The sequence below is a fragment of the Streptomyces sp. NRRL S-646 genome (genome assembly GCF_000720765.1).
Lineage (GTDB): Bacteria > Actinomycetota > Actinomycetes > Streptomycetales > Streptomycetaceae > Streptomyces.
In genome coordinates this window covers 101,382-120,998 of sequence record NZ_JODC01000001.1, presented here as the reverse complement: position 1 = coordinate 120,998, position 19,617 = coordinate 101,382, and the positions used below count along the sequence as shown (strand labels likewise).

General features: G+C 70.1%; 21 protein-coding genes and 1 pseudogene. 8 read left to right on the top strand and 14 right to left on the bottom strand.

Annotation, left to right across the window (positions count from 1 at the left end; translation table 11 throughout):
* Positions 1-72: 72 nt before the first annotated feature.
* Positions 73-2,094: a beta-galactosidase gene (locus tag IH68_RS0100500; RefSeq protein ID WP_030926721.1), complete on the bottom strand. Its 2,022-nt coding sequence runs from the start codon at positions 2,092-2,094 to the stop codon at positions 73-75.
* A 229-nt stretch (positions 2,095-2,323) separates the two neighbouring features.
* Here IH68_RS0100500 and IH68_RS0100495 point away from each other — a divergent pair, with 229 nt between their 5' ends.
* Genes IH68_RS0100495 through IH68_RS0100480 form a run of 4 tightly spaced genes read left to right on the top strand, consistent with a single transcriptional unit; the run spans position 2,324 to position 6,493 of the window.
* On the top strand, positions 2,324-3,643 hold the full coding sequence (locus IH68_RS0100495; RefSeq protein ID WP_030926718.1) for an ABC transporter substrate-binding protein: 1,320 nt from the start codon (positions 2,324-2,326) through the stop codon (positions 3,641-3,643).
* Positions 3,640-4,563 (top strand): carbohydrate ABC transporter permease, encoded by a 924-nt coding sequence (locus IH68_RS0100490; RefSeq protein WP_030926716.1) that lies wholly within the window; start codon positions 3,640-3,642, stop codon positions 4,561-4,563. Before IH68_RS0100495 ends, IH68_RS0100490 begins: the two co-directional genes overlap by 4 nt.
* The gene (locus IH68_RS0100485; RefSeq protein ID WP_030926714.1) at positions 4,560-5,465 is read left to right on the top strand and encodes a carbohydrate ABC transporter permease; all 906 of its coding nucleotides are present in this window, start codon (positions 4,560-4,562) and stop codon (positions 5,463-5,465) included. Before IH68_RS0100490 ends, IH68_RS0100485 begins: the two co-directional genes overlap by 4 nt.
* Complete coding sequence (locus IH68_RS0100480; protein ID WP_030926712.1) at positions 5,462-6,493, top strand: LacI family DNA-binding transcriptional regulator; 1,032 nt, start codon at positions 5,462-5,464, stop codon at positions 6,491-6,493. Before IH68_RS0100485 ends, IH68_RS0100480 begins: the two co-directional genes overlap by 4 nt.
* 631 nt (positions 6,494-7,124) lie before the next feature.
* Here the strand turns inward: IH68_RS0100480 and IH68_RS0100475 are convergent.
* Positions 7,125-7,439, bottom strand: coding sequence for a hypothetical protein (locus tag IH68_RS0100475; RefSeq protein WP_030926710.1), 315 nt, complete (start codon positions 7,437-7,439; stop codon positions 7,125-7,127).
* Between the two features lie 175 nt (positions 7,440-7,614).
* On the opposite strand from IH68_RS0100475, the gene IH68_RS0100470 reads away from it, so the two are divergent.
* Both IH68_RS0100470 and IH68_RS0100465 read left to right on the top strand, forming a co-directional pair.
* Entirely contained in the window at positions 7,615-7,965 is a 351-nt protein-coding gene (locus IH68_RS0100470) for a VOC family protein (protein ID WP_030926708.1), read from the top strand.
* Between the two features lie 74 nt (positions 7,966-8,039).
* Positions 8,040-8,453 (top strand): MarR family winged helix-turn-helix transcriptional regulator, encoded by a 414-nt coding sequence (locus IH68_RS0100465; protein WP_030926705.1) that lies wholly within the window; start codon positions 8,040-8,042, stop codon positions 8,451-8,453.
* Positions 8,454-8,484: 31 nt separating this feature from the next.
* Here IH68_RS0100465 and IH68_RS0100460 read toward each other — a convergent pair whose 3' ends face one another.
* Positions 8,485-9,423 (bottom strand): L,D-transpeptidase, encoded by a 939-nt coding sequence (locus tag IH68_RS0100460; protein WP_051833088.1) that lies wholly within the window; start codon positions 9,421-9,423, stop codon positions 8,485-8,487.
* A 157-nt stretch (positions 9,424-9,580) separates the two neighbouring features.
* Entirely contained in the window at positions 9,581-10,180 is a 600-nt protein-coding gene (locus IH68_RS0100455) for a TetR/AcrR family transcriptional regulator (protein WP_030926701.1), read from the bottom strand.
* A gap of 100 nt (positions 10,181-10,280) precedes the next feature.
* On the opposite strand from IH68_RS0100455, the gene IH68_RS0100450 reads away from it, so the two are divergent.
* The gene (locus IH68_RS0100450) at positions 10,281-11,195 is read left to right on the top strand and encodes an oxidoreductase (protein WP_030926699.1); all 915 of its coding nucleotides are present in this window, start codon (positions 10,281-10,283) and stop codon (positions 11,193-11,195) included.
* On the opposite strand, the gene IH68_RS56175 is transcribed toward IH68_RS0100450, so the two are convergent.
* The 10 genes and pseudogenes from IH68_RS56175 to IH68_RS0100410 all read right to left on the bottom strand — a co-directional run bounded on the left by IH68_RS56175 (position 11,192) and on the right by IH68_RS0100410 (position 19,146).
* Positions 11,192-12,049: a hypothetical protein gene (locus tag IH68_RS56175; protein WP_159403625.1), complete on the bottom strand. Its 858-nt coding sequence runs from the start codon at positions 12,047-12,049 to the stop codon at positions 11,192-11,194. The two genes, IH68_RS0100450 and IH68_RS56175, sit on opposite strands and share 4 nt — an antisense overlap.
* A 36-nt stretch (positions 12,050-12,085) precedes the next feature.
* Positions 12,086-13,210, bottom strand: a complete 1,125-nt coding sequence (locus IH68_RS0100440; RefSeq protein WP_030926695.1) for a hypothetical protein — start codon at positions 13,208-13,210, stop codon at positions 12,086-12,088.
* 90 nt (positions 13,211-13,300) lie between these two features.
* Positions 13,301-13,543, bottom strand: a pseudogene (locus IH68_RS59635) (nitroreductase/quinone reductase family protein); the annotation flags it as partial.
* A gap of 49 nt (positions 13,544-13,592) precedes the next feature.
* Positions 13,593-14,027 (bottom strand): VOC family protein, encoded by a 435-nt coding sequence (locus tag IH68_RS0100435; RefSeq protein ID WP_030926692.1) that lies wholly within the window; start codon positions 14,025-14,027, stop codon positions 13,593-13,595.
* Entirely contained in the window at positions 14,006-14,179 is a 174-nt protein-coding gene (locus IH68_RS57630; RefSeq protein ID WP_234341136.1) for a hypothetical protein, read from the bottom strand. The genes IH68_RS0100435 and IH68_RS57630 overlap by 22 nt, the downstream gene beginning before the upstream one ends.
* Positions 14,180-14,482: 303 nt before the next feature.
* A complete protein-coding gene (locus IH68_RS0100430) occupies positions 14,483-14,884 on the bottom strand; it encodes an SseB family protein (RefSeq protein WP_030926690.1) in 402 nt (133 codons plus the stop codon).
* 133 nt (positions 14,885-15,017) lie between these two features.
* Positions 15,018-16,259 (bottom strand): acyl-CoA dehydrogenase family protein, encoded by a 1,242-nt coding sequence (locus IH68_RS0100425; RefSeq protein ID WP_030926688.1) that lies wholly within the window; start codon positions 16,257-16,259, stop codon positions 15,018-15,020.
* Between the two features lie 108 nt (positions 16,260-16,367).
* The gene (locus IH68_RS0100420) at positions 16,368-17,090 is read right to left on the bottom strand and encodes a peptidase E (protein WP_051833017.1); all 723 of its coding nucleotides are present in this window, start codon (positions 17,088-17,090) and stop codon (positions 16,368-16,370) included.
* Complete coding sequence (locus IH68_RS0100415; RefSeq protein ID WP_030926683.1) at positions 17,087-17,644, bottom strand: cysteine hydrolase family protein; 558 nt, start codon at positions 17,642-17,644, stop codon at positions 17,087-17,089. The genes IH68_RS0100420 and IH68_RS0100415 overlap by 4 nt, the downstream gene beginning before the upstream one ends.
* Positions 17,641-19,146: a purine-cytosine permease family protein gene (locus tag IH68_RS0100410; RefSeq protein WP_030926681.1), complete on the bottom strand. Its 1,506-nt coding sequence runs from the start codon at positions 19,144-19,146 to the stop codon at positions 17,641-17,643. Before IH68_RS0100410 ends, IH68_RS0100415 begins: the two co-directional genes overlap by 4 nt.
* Before the next feature lie 211 nt (positions 19,147-19,357).
* On the opposite strand from IH68_RS0100410, the gene IH68_RS0100405 reads away from it, so the two are divergent.
* Positions 19,358-19,612, top strand: a complete 255-nt coding sequence (locus IH68_RS0100405) for a PLDc N-terminal domain-containing protein (RefSeq protein ID WP_051833014.1) — start codon at positions 19,358-19,360, stop codon at positions 19,610-19,612.
* Positions 19,613-19,617: the final 5 nt, after the last annotated feature.

Here is a 19,617-nt window from a genome sequence, read left to right as displayed (position 1 = left end):
CTCCGGTGGGTGCGGAGGGAGGGCCCCTCCGCCCGCGGCTCTCGTGGCACACGCGGACGGAGGGGAGTCGGCTCAGCCGTCGAGTCGTACGACCCGGACGGCTCCGGCGGGGACTTCGAGGCGGCCCGCGGCGCGTTCACCGGTCAGCAGCTCGGTGCCGTGCGTCTCCAGCGGCACCTTGGCGTCCGACGCGGAGTGGTTGACCGCGAACAGGTAGCTGCCCGACTCGCCGGTGCGGCGGACGACCTCGACGTCGTGGGGCAGGTCGGCACGCGGGGTGACACGCGCGTCCTCGATCGCCCAGCCGAGCAGGGCGTCCAGGCCCTCGGCGCCCAGGCGGGTGGAGACGTACCAGGCGGTTCCCTCGCCGAGGCGGTGGCGGGTGACGGCCGGGTGGCCCGCGGTCAGGCCGTCGGCATAGGTCCACACGGTCTCTGCGCCGCGCGGGACGACGATTTCCGTCCACACGTCGCCCCTGAGCTCGGAGCCGTCCGGGCCGCTGATACGCACCGCTTCGCCCTGCAGCAGCGGCGAGAACTCCTCGACCGTCAGCCCGAGCACGTCCCTGAGCGCGCCCGGGTAGGCGCCCTCGTGGACGGCGTCGTGCTCGTCGACGATGCCGGAGAAGTACGAGACGACAAGCGTGCCGCCGCCTTCGACGTACTCCTTGAGGTTGTTGCCGGCCGCCTCCGTCATCAGATACAGGGCGGGCACGACGACAAGGGGATAGGCCGACAAGTCGGTTTCCGGGTGGGCGAAGTCGACCGTGAGGTGGCGGTCGTAGAGGGTCTCGTAGAAGGCGTCGGCGCGTTCGCGCGCGTCGTGGTCCTCGCTGGGGCGCCAGTCGAGGTTCTGCGCCCACCAGGAGTGCCAGTCCCACAGGACGGCGACGTCGGCCCGGGTGCGGGTGCCGCGGACCTGGCTCAACGAGTCGAGGGCGGCGCCCAGTTCGACGACCTCGCGCCACACGCGGGTCTCCGTGCCGCCGTGCGGGAGCATCGCCGAGTGGAACTTCTCGGCGCCGCGCCGGGACTGGCGCCACTGGAAGAACAGGGCGCCGTCGGAGCCGCGGGCCACGTGGGCGAGGGAGTTGCGGGCCATCTGGCCGGGGGCCTTGGCGGGGTTGCGGGGCTGCCAGTTGACGCCCGAGGTGGAGTGTTCGAGCAGCAGCCAGGGGGCGCCGCCGGCGACGGAGCGGGTGAGGTCGGCGGCCATCGCAAGGTTGACGTGGGTGCGGCGGCCGTCGGTGATCAGGTAGTGGTCGTTGGTGACGAGGTCGACCTCGCGGCCCCACGCCCAGTAGTCGACGGAGTCGCACTGGCTGAGGGCGGTCATGAAGTTCGTCGTGACCGGGATGCCGGGCGAGAGGCGGTGCAGGATGTCCCGCTCCATACGGAAGTTCTCACGCATGGTGGCGTCGGCGAAGCGCTTGTAGTCGAGCGCCTGCGCCGGGTTGACGGCGGTCGGGGTGGCGCGCGGCGGGTTGATCTGCTCGAGGTCGGTGTAGCGCTGGCCCCAGAAGGCGGTGCCCCAGGCCTCGTTGACGGCTTCGACGGTCCTGTACGTCGCCTCCAGCCAGCGGCGGAAGTGGGCGGCGCAGGAGTCGCAGTAGCAGGCCGAGACGGGGACGCCGTACTCGTTGTGCACGTGCCACATCGCCAGGGCCGGATGGTCGCCGTAGCGCTCGGTGAGCCGGGTGGTGATGCCGGCGGCGGCCGCGCGGTAGTCGGCGTTGCTGTGGCAGATGGCGGCGCGGGAGCCGAACTCGTGGCGCACGCCCTCGGGGGTCACGGGGAGAGCCTCAGGGTGGGCCCGGTAGAACCAGACCGGCGGGCACACGGTGGGGGTGCCCAGGTCGACGCGTATGCCGTTCTCGTGCAGCAGGTCGAGCAGGCGGTCGAGCCAGTCGAAGTCGTACACCCCTGGTGAGGGCTCCAGCAGCGCCCAGGAGAAGATCCCGACACTCACCATGGTGACGCCGGCCTCCCGCATCAGCCGTACGTCCTCGTCCCAGACGCTTTCCGGCCACTGCTCGGGGTTGTAGTCCCCACCGAAGGCGAGCCTGGTGAGGCCCCTGGGGCTGGTCTCCGGCATGGATCTCTCCCGTTTTATCGATCATTTGGGAACGTGCACACACAGCGGCGGCGGTGTGAGCCCAACATAACCGCACAGCAACAACCATTGACAAGTGTCCGGGATGTTTCTCTACTGTGAACGCTCACAGAGAGCATCTCAGGTCCTCGCGACGGGCGAGGACCCGGCTCAAGTGATTCGCATGGCAGGTTTCCGCACCAGGCGGGGACCCAGGTCAGGGGAGAGATCCATGCCCAACACGAAGCGCACCCGCCTCGTGGCATCCACCATCGCCGTCGCCCTCGGCGCCACCGCCCTCGCCGCCTGCGGCTCGTCCGACTCGGACAGCAAGACCGAGTCCGGTCCGGTCTCGCTGACGTACTGGACCTGGACGCCCGGCATGGACAAGGTCGTGGACCTGTGGAACAAGGGTCCGGGCAAGAAGGACCAGATCACGGTCACGGTGAAGAAGCAGGCGTCCGGCGACTCGCTGATCACCAAGATCCTCACGGCGCACAAGGCGAAGAAGGCGCCCGACCTGGTGCAGGCCGAGTACCAGGCGCTGCCGACGCTGGTCAGCAACGACGCGCTGGCCGACATATCGAAGGACGTCGGCGACACCAAGAGCAAGTTCGCCGACGGCGTGTGGCAGCAGACCACCCTGGGCACGGACGCGGTCTACGCGATCCCGCAGGACATCGGGCCGATGATGTTCTACTACCGTCAGGACCTGTTCAAGAAGTACGGCCTGACGGTCCCCACCACCTGGGAGCAGTTCGCCGAGACGGCCCGCGTGCTGAAGAAGAAGGCGCCGGACAAGGACCTCACCACCTTCTCCGCCAACGACTCCGGCCTCTTCGCGGGCCTCGCCCAGCAGGCCGGCGCCAAGTGGTGGACGACCTCCGGCGACAAGTGGAAGGTCGGCATCGACGACGCGGCCACCAAGAAGGTCGCCGGCTTCTGGGGCGGCCTGGTCAAGGAGGGCGCCATCGACAACCAGCCGATGTACACCCCTGCCTGGAACAAGGCCCTCAACACCGGCAAGCAGATCGCCTGGGTCTCCGCCGTGTGGGCGCCGGGCACGCTGACCACGGCCGCGCCCGAGACCAAGGGCAAGTGGGCCATGGCCCCGCTCCCCCAGTGGTCCGCGGGCGACAACGTCACCGGCAGCTGGGGCGGCTCCTCCACCGCCGTCACCACGGACTCCGCCCACCAGGCGGCCGCCGCCAAGTTCGCCGCCTGGCTGAACACCGACGGCTCCGCGCTGCAGGCGCTGGCCAAGGAGAGCGGCATCTACCCGGCCGCCACCAACGCCCAGACCAGCGGCGCCTTCGCCCAGCCGCCGGCCTACTTCTCGAACCAGTCGGACTTCTACACCAAGGCCGCCGCGATCGCGAAGACCACGGCGCCCTCCGCCTGGGGCCCGAATGTGAACGTCGCCTACACGACCTTCAACGACGCCTTCGGCGCCGCCGCCAAGAACAAGTCGGACTTCACCGCCGCCCTGGCCAAGATGCAGGACGCCACGGTCGCCGACCTCAAGAAGCAGGGCTTCGAGGTCTCCGAGTGACCACCGCACGCCGGAGGTCGTACGGGGTCAAGGGGGCCCCGTACGCCTTCCTTCTCCCCGCAACGACCCTCTTCACCCTGTTCTTCGCCCTGCCCATCGGCTATGCGGTCTACCTCAGCTTCCGCAAAGTGCACGTCTCCGGGCTCGGCCTGGGTTCGGGCGCCCGCAAGGAGGTCTGGGCCGGCCTGGAGAACTACACCGACGCCCTCACCGACAACGAGCTGATCGACGGGGCCCTGCGCGTCCTCGGCTACGGCTGCATCGTCGTGCCGGTGATGCTGGGCCTCGCCCTGCTGTTCGCGCTGATGCTCGACTCGGACAAGGTGCGCTTCGCGCCGTTCACCCGGCTCGCGATCTTCCTGCCGTACGCCATCCCCGGCGTGGTGGCGGCGTTGATGTGGGGCTTCCTGTATCTGCCGGACGTCAGCCCGTTCTACTACCTGCTCGAGAAGCTGCACATGCCGCAGCCCAACCTCCTCGACGGGGGTCCGCTGTATCTCGCCATGGCGAACATCGCGGTGTGGGGCGGCACCGGCTTCAACATGATCGTCATCTACACCTCGCTGCGGGCCATCCCGGCCGAGGTGTACGAGGCGGCGAAGCTGGACGGCGCCACGCCGCTGCAGATCGCCCTGAGGATCAAGATTCCGATGGTGGCGCCCTCACTGGTGCTGACCTTCTTCTTCTCGATCATCGCGACGCTCCAGGTGTTCAACGAGCCGACCACCCTCAAGCCGCTGACCAACTCCCTGCCGCTGACGTGGAGTCCGCTGATGAACGTGTACCAGGACGCGTTCCGCAAGGGCGACATCTACCAGGCGGCCGCCGAGGCCGTGATCATCGCCCTCGCGACGCTCGTCCTGTCCTTCGGCTTCCTGCGGGCAGCGAACCGTCGTCAGAAGCAGGAGGCAGCACGATGAGTTCTCTTGCCGTCCACAAGGCCCCGTCCGCGGCCGGCACCACCGGTGCCGCCCAGGACCGTCCGCCGCTGCGCCGCCGTATCGCACTGGTCCCGACGATCACGCTGGTGCTCGGCGCGATCTACACGCTGCTGCCGGTGGCGTGGGTGATCATCGCGTCCACCAAGTCCGGGCGTGAGCTGTTCTCCACGTTCACGTTCCTGCCGGGCACCGGCTTCGCCGACAACATCAAGCAGCTCAACGCCTACCGTGACGGCGTGTACTGGAAGTGGATGGGCAACTCCGCCCTGTACGCCGGTCTCGGCGCCCTGCTGTCCACGGTGGTGTCGTCCTTCAGCGGCTACGCGCTCGCGACCTACCGCTTCCGCGGCCGCGAGACGATGTTCAACATCCTGCTCGCGGGCGTGCTGATGCCGCCGATCATCCTCGCCATCCCGCAGTACCTGCTGCTGGCAAAGGCCGACCTCACGGACTCCTACCTGTCCGTGATGCTGCCGCAGATCCTCTCCCCCTACGGCGTCTACCTCGCCCGCATCTACGCGGCCGCGGCCGTCCCCGGGGATGTGGTGGAGGCCGGGCGGATGGACGGGGCAAGCGAGTGGCGGATCTTCACCCGGGTCGCGCTGCCGATGATGGTGCCCGGCCTGGTGACGGTGTTCCTGTTCCAGTTCGTGGCGATCTGGAACAACTTCCTGCTGCCGTACATCATGCTCAGCGACGACGAGAAGTTCCCGATCACGCTCGGCCTGTACACACTCCTGGAACAGGGATCGAACCAGCCGGCGCTGTACACCCTGGTGATCACAGGGGCGTTCCTCGCGGTACTCCCGCTGATCGCGCTGTTCCTGGTCATCCAGCGCTTCTGGAGCCTCGATCTGCTCTCCGGGGCCGTAAAGTCATGACCATGAGCAACACGGGGGGCCGACGCAGACCGCCGACGATCCACGACGTGGCCCGCGAGGCGGGGGTCTCACGGGGCACCGTCTCGCGAGTGCTCAACGGCGGGCACTACGTCAGCCCGTCCGCCCAGGAGGCGGTCAACGCCGCGATCCGCAAGACGGGTTACGTCGTCAACCGGCACGCCCGTTCGCTGATCACCGGACGTTCGGACTCGGTCGGCTTCCTGCTGACGGAGCCTCAGGAGCGGTTCTTCGAGGACCCCAACTTCAACGTCCTGCTGAGCGCCTGCACCCAGGCGCTGGCCGCGCACGACATCCCGCTGCTGCTGATGCTGGCGGGCACCGAGGACGAACGGCGGCGCATAACCCGGTACATCACCGCCGGGCACGTCGACGGGGTGCTGCTCGTCTCCAGCCACTCCGGGGACCCGGTAGCGGAGCAGCTGCGCGAGGCGGGGGTGCCCCTCGTCCAGTGCGGCAAGCCCATGGGGCTCGGCTCCAAGGTGAGCTACGTGGCGGCGGACGACCGGGACGGCGCCCGTGACATGGTGCGCCACCTGCTCTCGCGAGGGCGCCGCCGGATCGGCATGGTGAGCGGCCCGCTGGACACCCCGGGCGGCGTCGATCGCCTCGCCGGCTACAAGGAGGTGCTCACAGAGGCGGGCGTCGAGATCGACGAACGGCTCATCGTCTCCGGCGACTACAGCCGGGCGAGCGGCGATGCGGGCTGCGAACGGCTGCTGGCGCAGGCCCCGGACATGGACGCCGTGTTCGTGGCCTCCGACCTGATGGCACAGGGTGCCCTGGCGGCACTGCGCCGAGCAGACCGCCGGGTGCCCGAGGACGTGTCCGTGGGCGGCTTCGACGACTCCATCGCGGCGACGGAGGCCACCCCCGCCCTCACCACGATCCGCCAGCCCTACGACCGAATCAGCTCCGAGATGGTACGGGTGCTGCTGGCACAGATCGGCGGCGAGGACCCGGCGGCGGTGATTCTGCCGACGGAGCTGGTGAAGCGGGAGTCGACGTGAGGTGGCCGGGGCCGGTCAGTGGGGACGGACCCGGCGCCAGAGGGCTTGGGCCATGCGTTCGCCGCGGTCGCGCAGGTCGGCGTCTCTTGCTGCCGCCAGGAGCAGTGGAAGCGGGTGTCCGCCTCGCGGGCGTGGCTGAGTGCGGCGTCACAGGCCTCGCGGAGTGCCTCCAGCCGCTTGTCGATCTCGTGGGGTAGACGGATCCGGTCGGGGCCCGGGATCGCGTCGGGGCCTGTAGTAGGCGTCATCGCGTGGAGGTATGCCGGCCGCGTAGCGGAGGCTGGCGAGTTCGAGACAGATGAGCATGCGGTGCCAGCGGTAGCGGACGACGAATGCCTGGACGCTCTCATCGCGCAGCTGCTTCGGCCGCAGACGGGCCAGGTGTGCGGGATGGGCGGGATCTCCCTGCGCCTCGTCGATCAGGAGAGTGTGGACCGCTTCCATGGCGGCAACGGCACGGTAGACGGGCCGTTGAGGCGGCACGATCGCGTCTCCCGCCCGCGACGCGGCTCGCGCGGCTGGAGCGTCATTGTCGAACAAAGCGAGGGACACCTGCAACGCCGGAACCCAGCAGCGCTCCCACACCAAGTGCACATGGAGGGCGCTCAACTCCGACCACCGTTGCGCTTCTTCACGCCTGCCCAATTTCAGAGCCACCGAGAGCGTCTCGCAGAGCTCCCCAGTTGTCGTCGCGCAGGAAGTTGTCCCGCGCCGCGGTGGGCGTGAGGTCCCGGGTGTTGATGACGCCGTTGACGAAGCGGGCCCACTGGGGCAGGACGTCCTGCTGGTCCTCGATCCTGCCGACCACGCCGTGCTCCGCGGCCCGTCGGCGGGTGCCGTCATGGGCGTTCTGGATGAGTTCGCGAATGAACACCTTCTTCTCGCTGTAGAGGTTGTTCGCGATCATCCGGATGAGGCCTTCGAAGTCGAAGGTCATTTCGTGCATCTCTGGTTCCCCCCAGTCCCCCCGCGCGCACGCGCGACACTCCGTGAGGCCCCCCTCACGCAGTGTTTCGGCGGTAGCGGACCGGTCAGGATTGGAGAAGCCGCCGGACCACCCTCCGCCCTAGCGTGGAATCACCGACGAATTCCGTCGGGCCACCCCATACGGAGGAGCCATCATGACCGCGGGCCTCAAGACGATCATCTACCCCGTCAAGGACATTGCCCGGGCGAAGGCCCTGTTCAGCGCCCTGCTGCAAGTGGAGCCGTACGCGGATGCGCCGTACTACGTCGGCTTCAAGGACGCCGGGCAGGACGTCGGCCTCGACCCGAACGGACACGCGAAGGGCCTCACCGGGCCGGTGCCGTACTGGCACGTCGACGACATCCGGGGGCGGCTCGCCGCTCTGGTGGACGCCGGGGCGGAGGTGGTCCAGGACGTTCAGGACGTCGGCAACGGCAGGCTGATCGCTTCACTGAAGGACGCCGACGGCAATCTGGTCGGGCTGCTCCAGGACCCGCCCGCCTGACGACCCGCCGGGCTGCATGCACCCGCATTCATTGCACAGTCAACTAATGGCTGATTCGGTGTTACCGTGCAGGTATGGCAGTGAAGACGGCCGAGTCCGGGCTCGAGGAGAGATGGCGGGACATCCTCTCCGTGCACGCCCGCACGATGTGCGAGATCGACCGGGTCCTGCACCCGCACGGTCTGGGCGCGAGCGATTTCGAGGTGCTCGACATCCTCGCGTCCGAGGCACCCGGCGAGGGCGACCAGTGCCGGGTGCAGAACCTCGCGGGACGGGTCCATCTCAGCCAGAGCGCGCTCTCACGGCTGATCGGCCGGCTGGAGAAGGACGGCCTGGTGGAGCGTTCTGTCTGCTCGGAGGACCGGCGCGGGGTGTATGTCGCCCTGACCGGCAAGGGCCGCGACCTGCACACCGAGGTGCTGCCGCTGCAGCGTGCGGTGCTGGCCCGGCTGCTGGGCAGCCGGGCCGCGGCCCACGGTTCTTCCTAGAGCTCGGGGTGAGCTCGCTGCATGCTCGGCGTCACAGCTGTGCGGTCGTCTGCTCCCCGGCCGCGCTGCCTGCGAGCCACTGGGACCAGCTCAGGTTGAACGAGGCGTAGCCGTTGTCGGCCGGGGCCTTGCCACGGGGCGAGCCGGTGACGGTGACCGGGTCGCCCTGCTTGACCTGGCCGTAGAACCACTTGGCGTCCGACATGGACAGATGGACGCAGCCGTGCGAGCCGCGGGCACTGCCGCTTCCCGGGTTGGGGTCGCCGGTCGAGTAGTGGACGTACGTGCCGGACTGGGTCAGGTGGACGTCCCAGGGCAGCGTCAGGTCGTAGAAGTTGGGGCTGCCCTTGTCACAGCTGATGCCGACGCTGCAGGAGGTCATGTGGACCTTCTCCTGCTTGTCGATGACGGCCATCGTGCCGTCCCACGTCGGGTACTGGGCGCTTCCCGCATTGATCGACAGGGTGCGCACCAGCTTGCCGTTGCGGGTCACCTTCATGGTGTGGCCGGTCACCGAGACATCCGCGCGCACGTCGTCGCCGATGGTGAAGGTGTGCGTGTAACCGTGCACGCCGTAGCGTCCGTTGCCGTTGCTGACGCCCTTCAGGTCGGCGTCGATCTTCACCTTCGTGCCGGAGGGCCAGTACGTCTTCGGCCGCCAGTCGGCGCGCCTGTCGCCCATCCAGTGCCAGGCGCCGGCCACCGACTGCGAGGCGCTGACCTTCATGTGCTTCTCGACGGTGGCCCGTGCCTTGGCCGCCACCGGGTTCGTGAAGATCACCGAGATCGGCATGGCCACGCCGACCGTGGTTCCCGTCTGCGGGGTGATCGTCTCCAGCAGCATCGGCGGGCCCGCGGGCTTCGTCGGTGACGGCGAGGCGCTCGCACCCGCCTTGCCGCCCGCCTTTCCGTCGTCCGCGCTCGCCTTGCTGCTGCCCGCACCGCCGCAGGCACTCGTGGCCGCCAGCATCGCCACCGTGACGAGTGCGATCCCTATGCTGCCCTTGCGCCGTCCCACGACCTGCCCCACTCTCTCGCTCCTCGGCCCCGAAGGACCCGCCTTCCTGTCAGACAGTTACGGCATGGGCGGCAGTTGCATCAGGCGGGTAGATCTTTAGTGATCCATGTCACGCCGGAGCGCATCCCTGGAGCATGAACGCGATCACGTCGTCCAGCCCGTGCTCGTCCGCCTCCGGCGGCAGCATGCCGGTCACCGCGAGGTCGGCGTAGCCGTGCAGGGCCGCGAACACCGGGAGGCCGACGCGCTCCATCGGGCCCTCCCGCACCTCACCCTGGGCCTGACCCTCGCCGATCAGCCGGACGACCAGGGTCGACCAGCGCTGCTCGGCCTCGCGCAGCGCGTCGGAGGCCTCCGGGTCGTGCTTGATCGAGTACATCAGGTCGAGCAGCTCGGCGTTGTCCCGTGCGAAACCCACATACGCACGGACCATCGCGTCGAGCCGCTTGGCGAACGCCTCCCCCACGCCGTCCTGCGAGGCCCCGAGGACGGCGGTCAGCCGCTCGAATCCGGTCAGCGCGAGCGCGTCAAGGAGTGCCTGCTTGTCCTTGAAGTGGCGGCTCGGCGCGGCATGGCTGACGCCGAGGTCCCGGGCGAGTTCGCGCAGGGACAACGCGGCCGGCCCCTTCTCGCGGAGCGTCTCCTCGGCACGGGTCAGCAGGGCGGCGCGGAGGTCTCCGTGGTGGTAGCGGCGATTGCGGGTGTGCATGGGCGTCAGTGTATCGGTCATGTTTGTGGCGCCTACATTGTTGTCGGCGTCACCATTGTTGTCATTGACAGCATTGTTGACACCGCCTACATTGGCGGGCATGACTACTCAACCCAGCAAGTGGAACGTCACCGACATCCCCGACCAGACCGGCCGCACCGCCGTCGTGACCGGCGCCAACAGCGGGCTCGGCATCGCCACCGTCGAGGCGCTGGCCGGTGCGGGCGCGCATGTGGTGCTCGCCGTGCGGGACGTGAAGCGCGGCGAGGCCGCTGCCGCAGGCGTGCGAGGGAGCGTGGAGGTGCGCCGGCTCGACCTCGCCGATCTCACCTCGGTGCGCGAGTTCGCCGCCGGCTGGCAGGGCGGCCTTGATCTGCTCGTCAACAACGCCGGTGTCATGAACATCCCGGAGTCCGCCACCAAGGACGGCTTCGAGATGCAGTTCGGCACCAATCACCTGGGGCACTTCGCCCTGACGAACCTGCTGCTGCCGCACATCACCGACCGGGTGGTGACCGTGTCCTCCGGTGCGCACAAGATGCCGGGCAGCCCCCGCATCCACTTCGACAACCTCAACCTCACCGGCGAGTACGCGCCCATCACGGCGTACAGCCAGTCCAAGCTGGCCAATCTGCTCTTCACCCTCGAACTGCAGCGCCGCCTTGCCGAGTCGGGCTCGTCCGTACGTGCCCTTGCCGCCCACCCCGGCTACGCGGCGACAAACCTCCAGAGCCATGACGGCAGTGCACTGCGACGGGCCCTCATGCGGGTCGGCAACCGTTTCATGGCCCAGGACAGCGAGGCCGGCGCCCTGCCGACGCTGTACGCCGCCGTGCAGGACCTGCCCGGTGCGAGCTATGTCGGCCCGGACGGCCTCGGCGAGATGCGCGGCGCCCCGACCCTGGTCGGCCGCTCACCGGCAGCCAGCGACCCGGCCACCGCCCGCCGCCTGTGGACGGTCTCAGAGGAGCTCACCGGGGTGACCTTCCCCCAGTCGGCTTCGCTCCCGGCCTAGCCCGCCGTCAGATCGTTCTCGACGGCGGGCGCCATCTGGTCGAACCAGGCCTGGGTCTCGGTCCGTTGGAGTATCCGGTCGAGTCGGAGGGTGGGCGTCATGTGCTCGAAGACGCGGCCGACCCCCATGCCGAAGGTGCCGTTGGGCGGATGCAGGACGAGCACCCGGGTGCCGTCGAGCGGCTCGATGTCGGCCGGGACGCCGTCGGGGTACACATGGCCGCCGTGCCTGTCGAAGAGGCGGAAGCGGCATATCGCGGGATCGCTCGTTCCCAGGTTCGAGTCGCCGTCGGTGGCCGCCTCCACCCATGAGTGCGCGCGGCGCTCCCCCGCGACCAATCCCTGCTCGGGATCGCCGATCAGCCGTTCCGCGAGGAGGGTGTGCAGCTGGAAGATGTCCCCGATGGCGCCCATCGTCAGGGCGTACCCCATGCGGGTGCGGGGATCCAGGACGAGCAGCGGCTCGTCGGCTTGCCGAGGGTCTTGACCAGTCGGCCATTGCTCGCGCTCACCGGCTCCGGCAGCGGTCTCCGCCGGGTCGCCTCGGCCCAGAGCTCCGGCACCGCCGCATTGAGCATCATGGCTTCCGAGGCCCGTTGTGGCAGGACGTCGACCAGGGCTGGGCGAGCCACCCCACTCCACGCAGGCCCCCGCCGGCACGGCCGTGGCGGCGTAGTCGCCCTGAAGGTCGCGCAGCCACGGAGCGAGCGCCTCGATCACCGCGGTCGCGCTCTCGGCGCCACCGACGCGGGCGGCCTCGGCGAGCCGGCCCATGGTCTGGCGGTGACCGGGGCCGGAGCGGGACCTCATCTGCGCGACGAGTTCGTCGACGAGCCGGATGATCTCTGTGGGCACGGCCGTATGCCGGCAAGCACCCCGGACGGCCCGTGATCAGGGAGCGCTTCCGCCGGCCTGGCCCGGCTGCCCCGGCCGGTTCTCGCCGGGCCTGCGATCCGCCGGTCTGCGGGGCGGGATCGGCGTCGACGCGAAGGCGCGCGGCCCCGTCCACAGCGCGGGTACGGCATCACAGCGGCGGCACATCTCGTAGGCGATCGCCTCGTAGTTGACCCGCCATCCGTGGAAGTGCGGCCAGGCGTCGGCGACGCTGCGTTCGGCACTGAAGCCCGCCGCTTCCAGCATCGCGACCGCGGCCTCGAACTCGACGTAGGTCAGACGCAGGGCGGCGTCCGGAGCGGGATCCGGGTCGAAGGGGAAGCGCTGGACACGGGCGATGTCACGCAGGGCGGTGAAGCCGGCCCGCAGCACCAGACGGGCCTCCGGCGGGGCGCTGCGCGGGGTGAGCGCCAGCTGTACGGCCGCCGCATCCATCACGGCGACCAGACCCACCAGCCAGTGCCGGTAGGGCCGGGGCGAGCGGAACGCCATCAGGACCGGGTACGTGGAGTGGCTCTCGCCGATGTCGGAGGCCAGCCGCTCCCAGGCCCGGTACAGCTCCGGCAGTGCGGTCTCGGTGTCGACCAGCCACTGCCGGGCCAGGATCTCCGGACCCCAGGCGGGCTCGCCGGCCCGGGACTGCAGCAGGGTCACCTCCAGTTCGCGCCGGTTGTAGGCGGCGTAGAGCGTGGGCAGGTAGGCGATCTGCAGGGCGATCAGGACCGGGCCCGTGGCCGCCGCGACGAAGTCGAGCGCGGAAAGCCGCAGCCGGTCGCCGCTGGCGAAACCGAGGGTGAGCAGGCTGGAGCCCGCCTCCCGGAAGGAACTGCTCCAGGACAGCCCGGACACGGCGTGCAGCAGCAGCCCGAAGCCGGTCAGCGCTCCGCCCAGCCAGGTCGCGAGCATGCCGATCAGGATCAGCGGAGCGAGCCAGGTCTGCGCGCGGTCGACAGCGCCGTAGCCGCCGCGTATCGCCGCCAGCCCCAGCAGGCGGCGCAACACCCACCACAGCCGGTACACCAGCATCGAGTAGAGCCCTCGCGGCACCACCAGGGTCCGCAGCACGCTGGCGACCGTGACCGCCAGCAGCAGCCCGCCGGCCACGCCGGAGATCCACGTCATGCGGCCATTGTGGACCGCTGCGGCATGCGGTGATCAGTTACGGCCGCGGAGGCGGAAAGACCGGGTGGTCTGCGGGGTCGGGCAGGGCGGTCAGGACCGCGGACACCTTGGGCATGCTGCCGTACTTCTCGCGGTGGGCCCCGTCAGGGGCGGACAGTTCGCCTCGGGCACTTCCTGCGCGGTGAGGTCCTTGGTGCGGCCGCGGACGATCAGCCGGCAGTCGGGCGAGCCGCGCAGGTTCACTGCCCAGTCGCTCAGGCCACGGTAGGAGACGAGGTAGCGCTCGCCCTCGTGCTCCAGGACGGCGCCGGGCACCGTCTGCCGGCGCCCGCTGTGCCGGCCGCAATACCGAGAGCCGGAATGACGGACGGTTCACCAGGCCCTATGCGGCGCCGAAATCGGGAAGCGTGACCGACCCGTCCTCGGCCAGGGGAAACCCGGGGTTGTGGGCGATCTCCCAGGCGTGGCCGTCCGGGTCGACGAAGGCGCTCGAGTAGAACCCGATGGCGTTGGTGGCGGCGGGCTTGGTGATGGTGCCGCCTGCCCGCTGGACGGCGGCGAGCAGTGCGTCGACCTCCGCCTCGGAGCGGACGTTGTGCGCGAGGGCCATCCCGCCGAAACCCCCGGCAACTCCCGGCTCCAGGCCGCAGTCACGGGCGAGTTTCTCGCGGCTCCACAGGACCAGCCCCAGACCGCCCGCCTGGAAGAAGACGGTCTCCTCGACTTCCTGGCCCCGCCAGCCCAGCGCCTCGTAGAAGCGCTTGGCGCGGGCGAGATCGGACACTCCCAGCGTGATCAATGTGATGCGCTGTTCCATGCGATCACGTTACTGCGGCCGCATGCGTCCCACTTCTGCCGCAGCAGATCCGGTACGGCGGCGAAGGCGACCTCGGCCGTCGCCGGGTCGGCGCCGGGGCAGGCACGCCGTGTGCGGCGGGCGTCCTGATCGCGCGGCGGCGGATCGCGCACGGGTCCTCGACGGCGACCAGCTGCATCGGAGCGGCACGGCCTGGCGCCCGGGGACGGCGTGCCCGGGCAGCGGGAGGCCGCCGACGCGGACCCGTCACCCACACGTTGCAGCGGCGGCTCAAGGACGTGTTCGACCCGCGATGAAATGCCACGAACCGCCGTGTTCTGCGGGCAGTCGCGGCGCGTCCGGGAGCGGCGCGGCGGGCGAGGCAGTCGTATCGTCTGGCGCGGCGACGCGGGCGCCCGGGCATGAGCGGGGTCGGCGCCGTTCATCTCCCGGGCCCGGCGCCGCCCCCAGGGCCGTCAGGGCCGGACCAGCAGGGTCCGTACACCCTCGGAGGTGAGCGTCAGCGGGTGCTCGGACCCGGCGTCGATGGTGAGCGACAGATCGTCGGCAGGCCACTGCGAGGCCAGCGCACCGAGCGGCACCAGGCGGTAGCGGGAGACGAACGGCAGCAGCCCGGCCATCTCCCCTTCCGAGGTGAACACGGGCACCACCGGGTCGCCGCCCGGCTGCTCCAGGACCGGCAGCGCCACCGCGCTCGGATCCACTGCATCCTCCTGGCTCGCGTCATCGGGCACGGGCACCAGCACCTCGCTGCCGGCGAGCGTGTCCAGCGCCGCCGTGTCCTCGGTGTTCACGGCCAGCGCGTCCAGCGCCTGCCGGGCCGGTGTGGTGGTGTGGTCGTTGGCAGGTATCTCCATGGCAGATCCCCTGGTAGCGGCGGTCGTACGGCCCGCCCGGGACAAGATCGGCCCCCGGCACGGTCCTGCTCGCGTACCCGATCCCAACCAGCCCATTCATCCGTTCCCCAGGAAATCACCACGGGTGGTTGCCTCAGGGAATCAGTGGTATGTCCTGCGAGGGCAGTCCCAGTCGGTCGCAGCCGACCCGGCGGGTCAGCGGCTCCGCCATGCCGGCTCCCACATGCGTCCAGTACGTGGCCGCGTCCCGGAAGTAGCGCTGCATCCGCTCGCCGTCGCGGGCGTGCCGGGAGCCGGCCGTGCGGAAGAGGATGCCCTGCAGCACGTCCCAGGCGGCGCGCCCGGCGTTCAGGAACATCAGCGCGAGCCGGTTGTCCTCGACGACGGTGAAGGGGGCCTCCCCAGTGACGTTGCGTCGGCAGGTCTCCATCCAGTCCTGCGCGGTCTGCCGCAGCGCCGCCTCGGCCATGTCGATGATGCCGAGCGCCTCGCCGAGGTGACGCTGGTAGTCGTGCAGGTCGGCCCGGGTGCGGTCCGGTTCCAGGGTGAGGGGGCGGGCGGCCACGACCCGGGCGTACTCGTCGGCGGCCGCGTACGCGGTGCCGATCATGATGGCGGCCAACTCCCCGTGGAAGAAGCTCGGCGCCCGCCCGGCGTACATCGGATTGCCGTGCAGTGTCGAGCCGACGCTGCCGCCCTCGACCGGCAGGTCGAGCAGGAAGGCCTCGCGGGTGAGGTGGGCCGGGATGCGGGCCTGCTCCATGTGGATGCTGTTGGAGCCGCTGCCGCGCAGGCCGAGGACGCCGTGCCAGTCGTCGAGCACCGTCCACACCGAGCGCGGCGCGACGAACAGCACGGGCGGCCCCGGCGTCTCGCCAGGTGCGGCCGGGGCGCGCAGGGTCTGGCCGACGTAGTGCGTCGAATAGGGGGCGCCGGAAGAGTACGGCCAGATGCCGTCCAGGACGACATGGCCGTTGCCGTCGGGCTGTGCGACCCCGACGGGTACGACGGTGGACGCGGCCCGGAAGTCTCCGTCGGCGCCGAAGATCTCGTCCTGTGCCTGCTCGTCGAAGAGGGTGGCGACCTGGAGCACATGGGCGGCGGTCAGCGAGAGCGCCCACCCTGTGGAGGGGCAGCCGCGCGCGATCTCGGTGACCACGCGGTAGAAGACCGGCAGGCCGAACTCGTAGCCGCCGTAGCGCCGTGGCTGGAGCATCCGGTAGAAGCCGGCCCTGAGGAAGTCCTCGTGGGTGTCCTTGGGGTAGTGCGTCAACCGCTCGGTCTCCGGCTGACGTTCGAGCAGGACGGGCCTGAGCGCAACGGCGCGCTCGATGATGTCGTGTTCGGTGAGGTCGGGTTCGGGAGCGGCGAGCACGGTGCCTCCTGACGGGTGGGGCCGTCGGTTACGTGACGCGATAGAGGTGATTGAACCCGGCAAGTGCCTTGCGGGTACCGACCGGATAAGGCCAAGGTCGCCCGACACTCAGGTGAGCAGGCGCCACGGGAGCGCCCGCTCGTCGGCGCCGCCCCGCCCGTCCGGCTCCACCCGGTACACCTGGGCGCCCGGCACCCGCGTCACCGTCTCCGTCAGCTGCCCGTCCAGGAACAGTGCGCCCACCCCGTCGTCCAGTGCCCATCCGGCGGGCAGCGAGCCGTCGGCGACCGCAGCACGGTACGAGGGACGGCGGCCCGGCTCGCTGTCGTAGTGCGGGCAGACCGAGCCGGTCAGCAGGCCCAGTCCGTCCGGGAGGAAGGTGAGGGGGCCGAAGGAGTCGGTGTGCGATCCCTCGGCCCAGCAGTTGGCGCCGGCGCTGATGCCGCACAGCAGGGTGCCCCGGTCGTAGGCCTCGCGCAACAGCCGGTCCACGCCGTGTGTGCGCCACACGGCCAGCATGTTCGCGGTGTTGCCGCCGCCCACGTACACGACGTCCTGCGCCAGGATGAACGCCCGCAGGGCTGCGTCGTCCAACTCCCGCCGGAACAACGGCAGTACGGACGGCTCACCGGTGTGGCGTGACCGGAACACGTCGTAGAACCGTTCGACATACGCGGCGGCGTCCCCGCTGGCGGTGGGCACGAAGCACACACGGGGGCGGGTGGTGCGCGCGTGGCTCAGCAGCCAGTCGTCCAGAAGGCCGTCGTCGTCGAGGCTGAAGCCGCCGCCGAGGAGGGCCAGACGGCGCTGCTTGAGCGGGGATTCGCTCACCCCGCCTCCCCGAGGAGGTCGGCGACGGTGGTCACGCGGATCAGCGGGCGGTACAGGTCCATGACGTGCAGCGCCTTGGCGTGCGAGTCGTCGTCCGCGCCGGCGCAGGCGTCGGCGGCGACCAGCACCTCCACACCGACGTCGGCGGCGGCGAGCGCGGTGGACAGGACGCAGCAGTCGGTGCTGACACCGGCCAGGACCAGGCGCCCCTCGGGGCCGATGTGCCGGGCGAGTTCCGGGGTCCACTTGCCGAAGGTGGCGGCGTCGACGACATGCCGTGCGTGAGGGGTGAACTCGTCGGCCAGTTCCCAGAGTTGGGCGTTCGGCGGTTGGAGGGCGAAGGGCCACTGTTCGTAGTACGTCTGCCAGGCACCCTCGGGTTCGGCGGGGGCCAGGAAGCGGGTGAAGGCGACCCGGTCGCCGTAGGCCGGCAGCAGGCGTCGTACTCCCGCCGCCGCCTCGGTGAAGCGGGGGGCGGCCCAGGGACTTTCGGGGTCGGCGAAGACGCGCTGCATGTCGATGACGGCGAGCAGTCCGGTGGCGGACGAGGTCATGCGATCGGCACCTCCTCCCCCGTCGCCGGGCTGGGCGCCTCTGCCTCCTGGGCACGGACGCGGGCGCGCCCCAGGGCCAGGGTGCCGAGGAAGGCCGGCGCGAGGGCGGCGAGGACGCCGAGGTTGGCGGAGGCCCAGGCGCCGGACTTGCCGCCGAGGCCGAACGGTTCGAGGAGGTAGCCCTGCCAAGTCAGCCAGCTCGCGGCCGAGTTGGTGACCAGTCCCCAGCCGACGGCGGTGGCGGCGAGGGTGAGGAGCAGTGGGGCGGGCGGTACGTCGCCGTAGCGGCCGGCGGGGCGGTAGAGGTCGCGCTCGTCGTAGTCGCGGCGGCGCAGAGCCAGGTCGGCGAGCATGATGCCGCACCAGGCGGCGATGGGGACGCCGAGGGTGGTCAGGAAGCCCATGAACTGGCCGAGGAAGTCGTCGGCGAAGAAGACGATGTAGATCGCACCGGCGATCATCAGGACGCCGTCGACGAAGGCGGCCAGGTAGCGGGGGATCCTGAGGCCTGCCGACAGCAGGGCGAGGCCGGAGGAGTAGATGTCGAGGACTGCGCCGCCGACCAGTCCGAGCACGGCGACCACGGCGAACGGGACCAGGAACCAGGTGGGCAGGATGCTCGTCAGGGCGCCGATGGGGTCGGCGGCGACGCCCGCGAAGAGCGGGGTGGAGGAGCCGGCCAACAGCAGGCCGAAGACCAACAGGAGCAGCGGGGCCACGGACGCGCCGAACGTCGTCCAGCCGATCACGCCCCGGCTGGACGAACTGCGCGGCAGATAGCGGGAGTAGTCGGCGGCGGCATTGACCCAGCCGAGGCCGAAGCCGGTCATCATGAACACCAGCGCGCCGATGAACTCCTGGGCGGAGCCCGCCGGGATCGCGCTGACGGTGCTCCAGTGGATGTGGTCGGCGACCAGCACGATGTACACGATGGTCAGGACGCCGGTGACGACCGTGATCACGGTCTGCAGCCGCATGATCAGGTCGAAGCCCATCACGCCGCCTATGACGGTCAGCGCGCCGACCAGGACGAGAGCGACCACCTTGGTCTCCGTGCCGCCTCCCCAGCCGAGCCGTCCGAACACGGTCGCGGTGGCCATGGTGGCAAGCGCGCACAGCACGGTCTCCCAGCCGACGGTGAGCACCCAGGAGATCACCGAGGGCAGGCGGTTGCCGCGCACCCCGTACGCGGCGCGGCTGAGGACCATGGTGGGCGCCGACCCGCGTTTGCCGGCCACTGCGATGAAACCGCAGAGCAGGAACGAGAAGACGATGCCGATGACGCCCGCGGTCAGCGCCTGCCAGAAGGAGATCCGGAAGCCCAGCGCGAAGGCGCCGTAACTCAGCCCCAGGATGGAGACGTTGGCGCCGAACCAGGGCCAGAACAGGGTCCGCGGGGTGCCCTTGCGCTCGGCGTCGGCGATGACGTCGAGGCCATGCGTCTCCACCTGGAGCTGTCGGCCCACGGCTCTGTTGTCGGGAGTGTCCGGGGAGTCTGCCATCGTCGTCCTACCTGTCCGGGCGTGTGTTGCCCGAAGCCTTGTCGGCGCAGGTCGGGGCGTCAAGGCGGCACAGGACGGGCGTGCCGGACAGCATTGCGCAGAAGGGCGCGATTCCGTGAACCGCAAGGACGGCCTCGCCCGATGAAGCGGCGAACAGGCAAGATCCCGGTACCCGTTCGGGCACCGGGACCCTCAGGAAGGAACCGGATCGATGACCGCCTTTGTCGCCTTTGCCTTGTACGCCGTGGTGGTCGTGCTGTGCCTGCACGCCTTCGTGGACTGCGTCAGGACACCGGACTCACGGGTCCGCCACCTGCCCAAGGCGATCTGGCTGCTGCTGATGTTCATGGCACCGGTGTTGGGCGGGATCGCCTGGCGCAATCTGGGCAAGGGGCCCGCCCAGCCCTCCCCGCAGCCGGCTCAGCACACCCGGGACTGCGGCGGGCAGACGTTGGCGCAGGTGTAGTTGCC

Bases quoted from the DNA above. Each gene is read 5' to 3' on its own strand.
- IH68_RS0100435 (WP_030926692.1), bottom strand. From the start codon at position 14,027: ATGGAACAGCGCATCACATTGATCACGCTGGGAGTGTCCGATCTCGCC.
- IH68_RS0100450 (WP_030926699.1), top strand. From the start codon at position 10,281: ATGACTACTCAACCCAGCAAGTGGAACGTCACCGACATCCCCGACCAG.
- IH68_RS0100415 (WP_030926683.1), bottom strand. From the start codon at position 17,644: ATGACCTCGTCCGCCACCGGACTGCTCGCCGTCATCGACATGCAGCGC.
- IH68_RS0100410 (WP_030926681.1), bottom strand. From the start codon at position 19,146: ATGGCAGACTCCCCGGACACTCCCGACAACAGAGCCGTGGGCCGACAG.
- IH68_RS0100485 (WP_030926714.1), top strand. From the start codon at position 4,560: ATGAGTTCTCTTGCCGTCCACAAGGCCCCGTCCGCGGCCGGCACCACC.
- IH68_RS0100440 (WP_030926695.1), bottom strand. From the start codon at position 13,210: ATGACGTGGATCTCCGGCGTGGCCGGCGGGCTGCTGCTGGCGGTCACG.
- IH68_RS0100500 (WP_030926721.1), bottom strand. From the start codon at position 2,094: ATGCCGGAGACCAGCCCCAGGGGCCTCACCAGGCTCGCCTTCGGTGGG.
- IH68_RS0100465 (WP_030926705.1), top strand. From the start codon at position 8,040: ATGGCAGTGAAGACGGCCGAGTCCGGGCTCGAGGAGAGATGGCGGGAC.
- IH68_RS0100405 (WP_051833014.1), top strand. From the start codon at position 19,358: ATGACCGCCTTTGTCGCCTTTGCCTTGTACGCCGTGGTGGTCGTGCTG.
- IH68_RS0100470 (WP_030926708.1), top strand. From the start codon at position 7,615: ATGACCGCGGGCCTCAAGACGATCATCTACCCCGTCAAGGACATTGCC.
- IH68_RS0100480 (WP_030926712.1), top strand. From the start codon at position 5,462: ATGACCATGAGCAACACGGGGGGCCGACGCAGACCGCCGACGATCCAC.
- IH68_RS0100460 (WP_051833088.1), bottom strand. From the start codon at position 9,423: ATGCTGGCGGCCACGAGTGCCTGCGGCGGTGCGGGCAGCAGCAAGGCG.
- IH68_RS0100475 (WP_030926710.1), bottom strand. From the start codon at position 7,439: ATGCACGAAATGACCTTCGACTTCGAAGGCCTCATCCGGATGATCGCG.
- IH68_RS0100430 (WP_030926690.1), bottom strand. From the start codon at position 14,884: ATGGAGATACCTGCCAACGACCACACCACCACACCGGCCCGGCAGGCG.
- IH68_RS0100455 (WP_030926701.1), bottom strand. From the start codon at position 10,180: ATGCACACCCGCAATCGCCGCTACCACCACGGAGACCTCCGCGCCGCC.
- IH68_RS0100495 (WP_030926718.1), top strand. From the start codon at position 2,324: ATGCCCAACACGAAGCGCACCCGCCTCGTGGCATCCACCATCGCCGTC.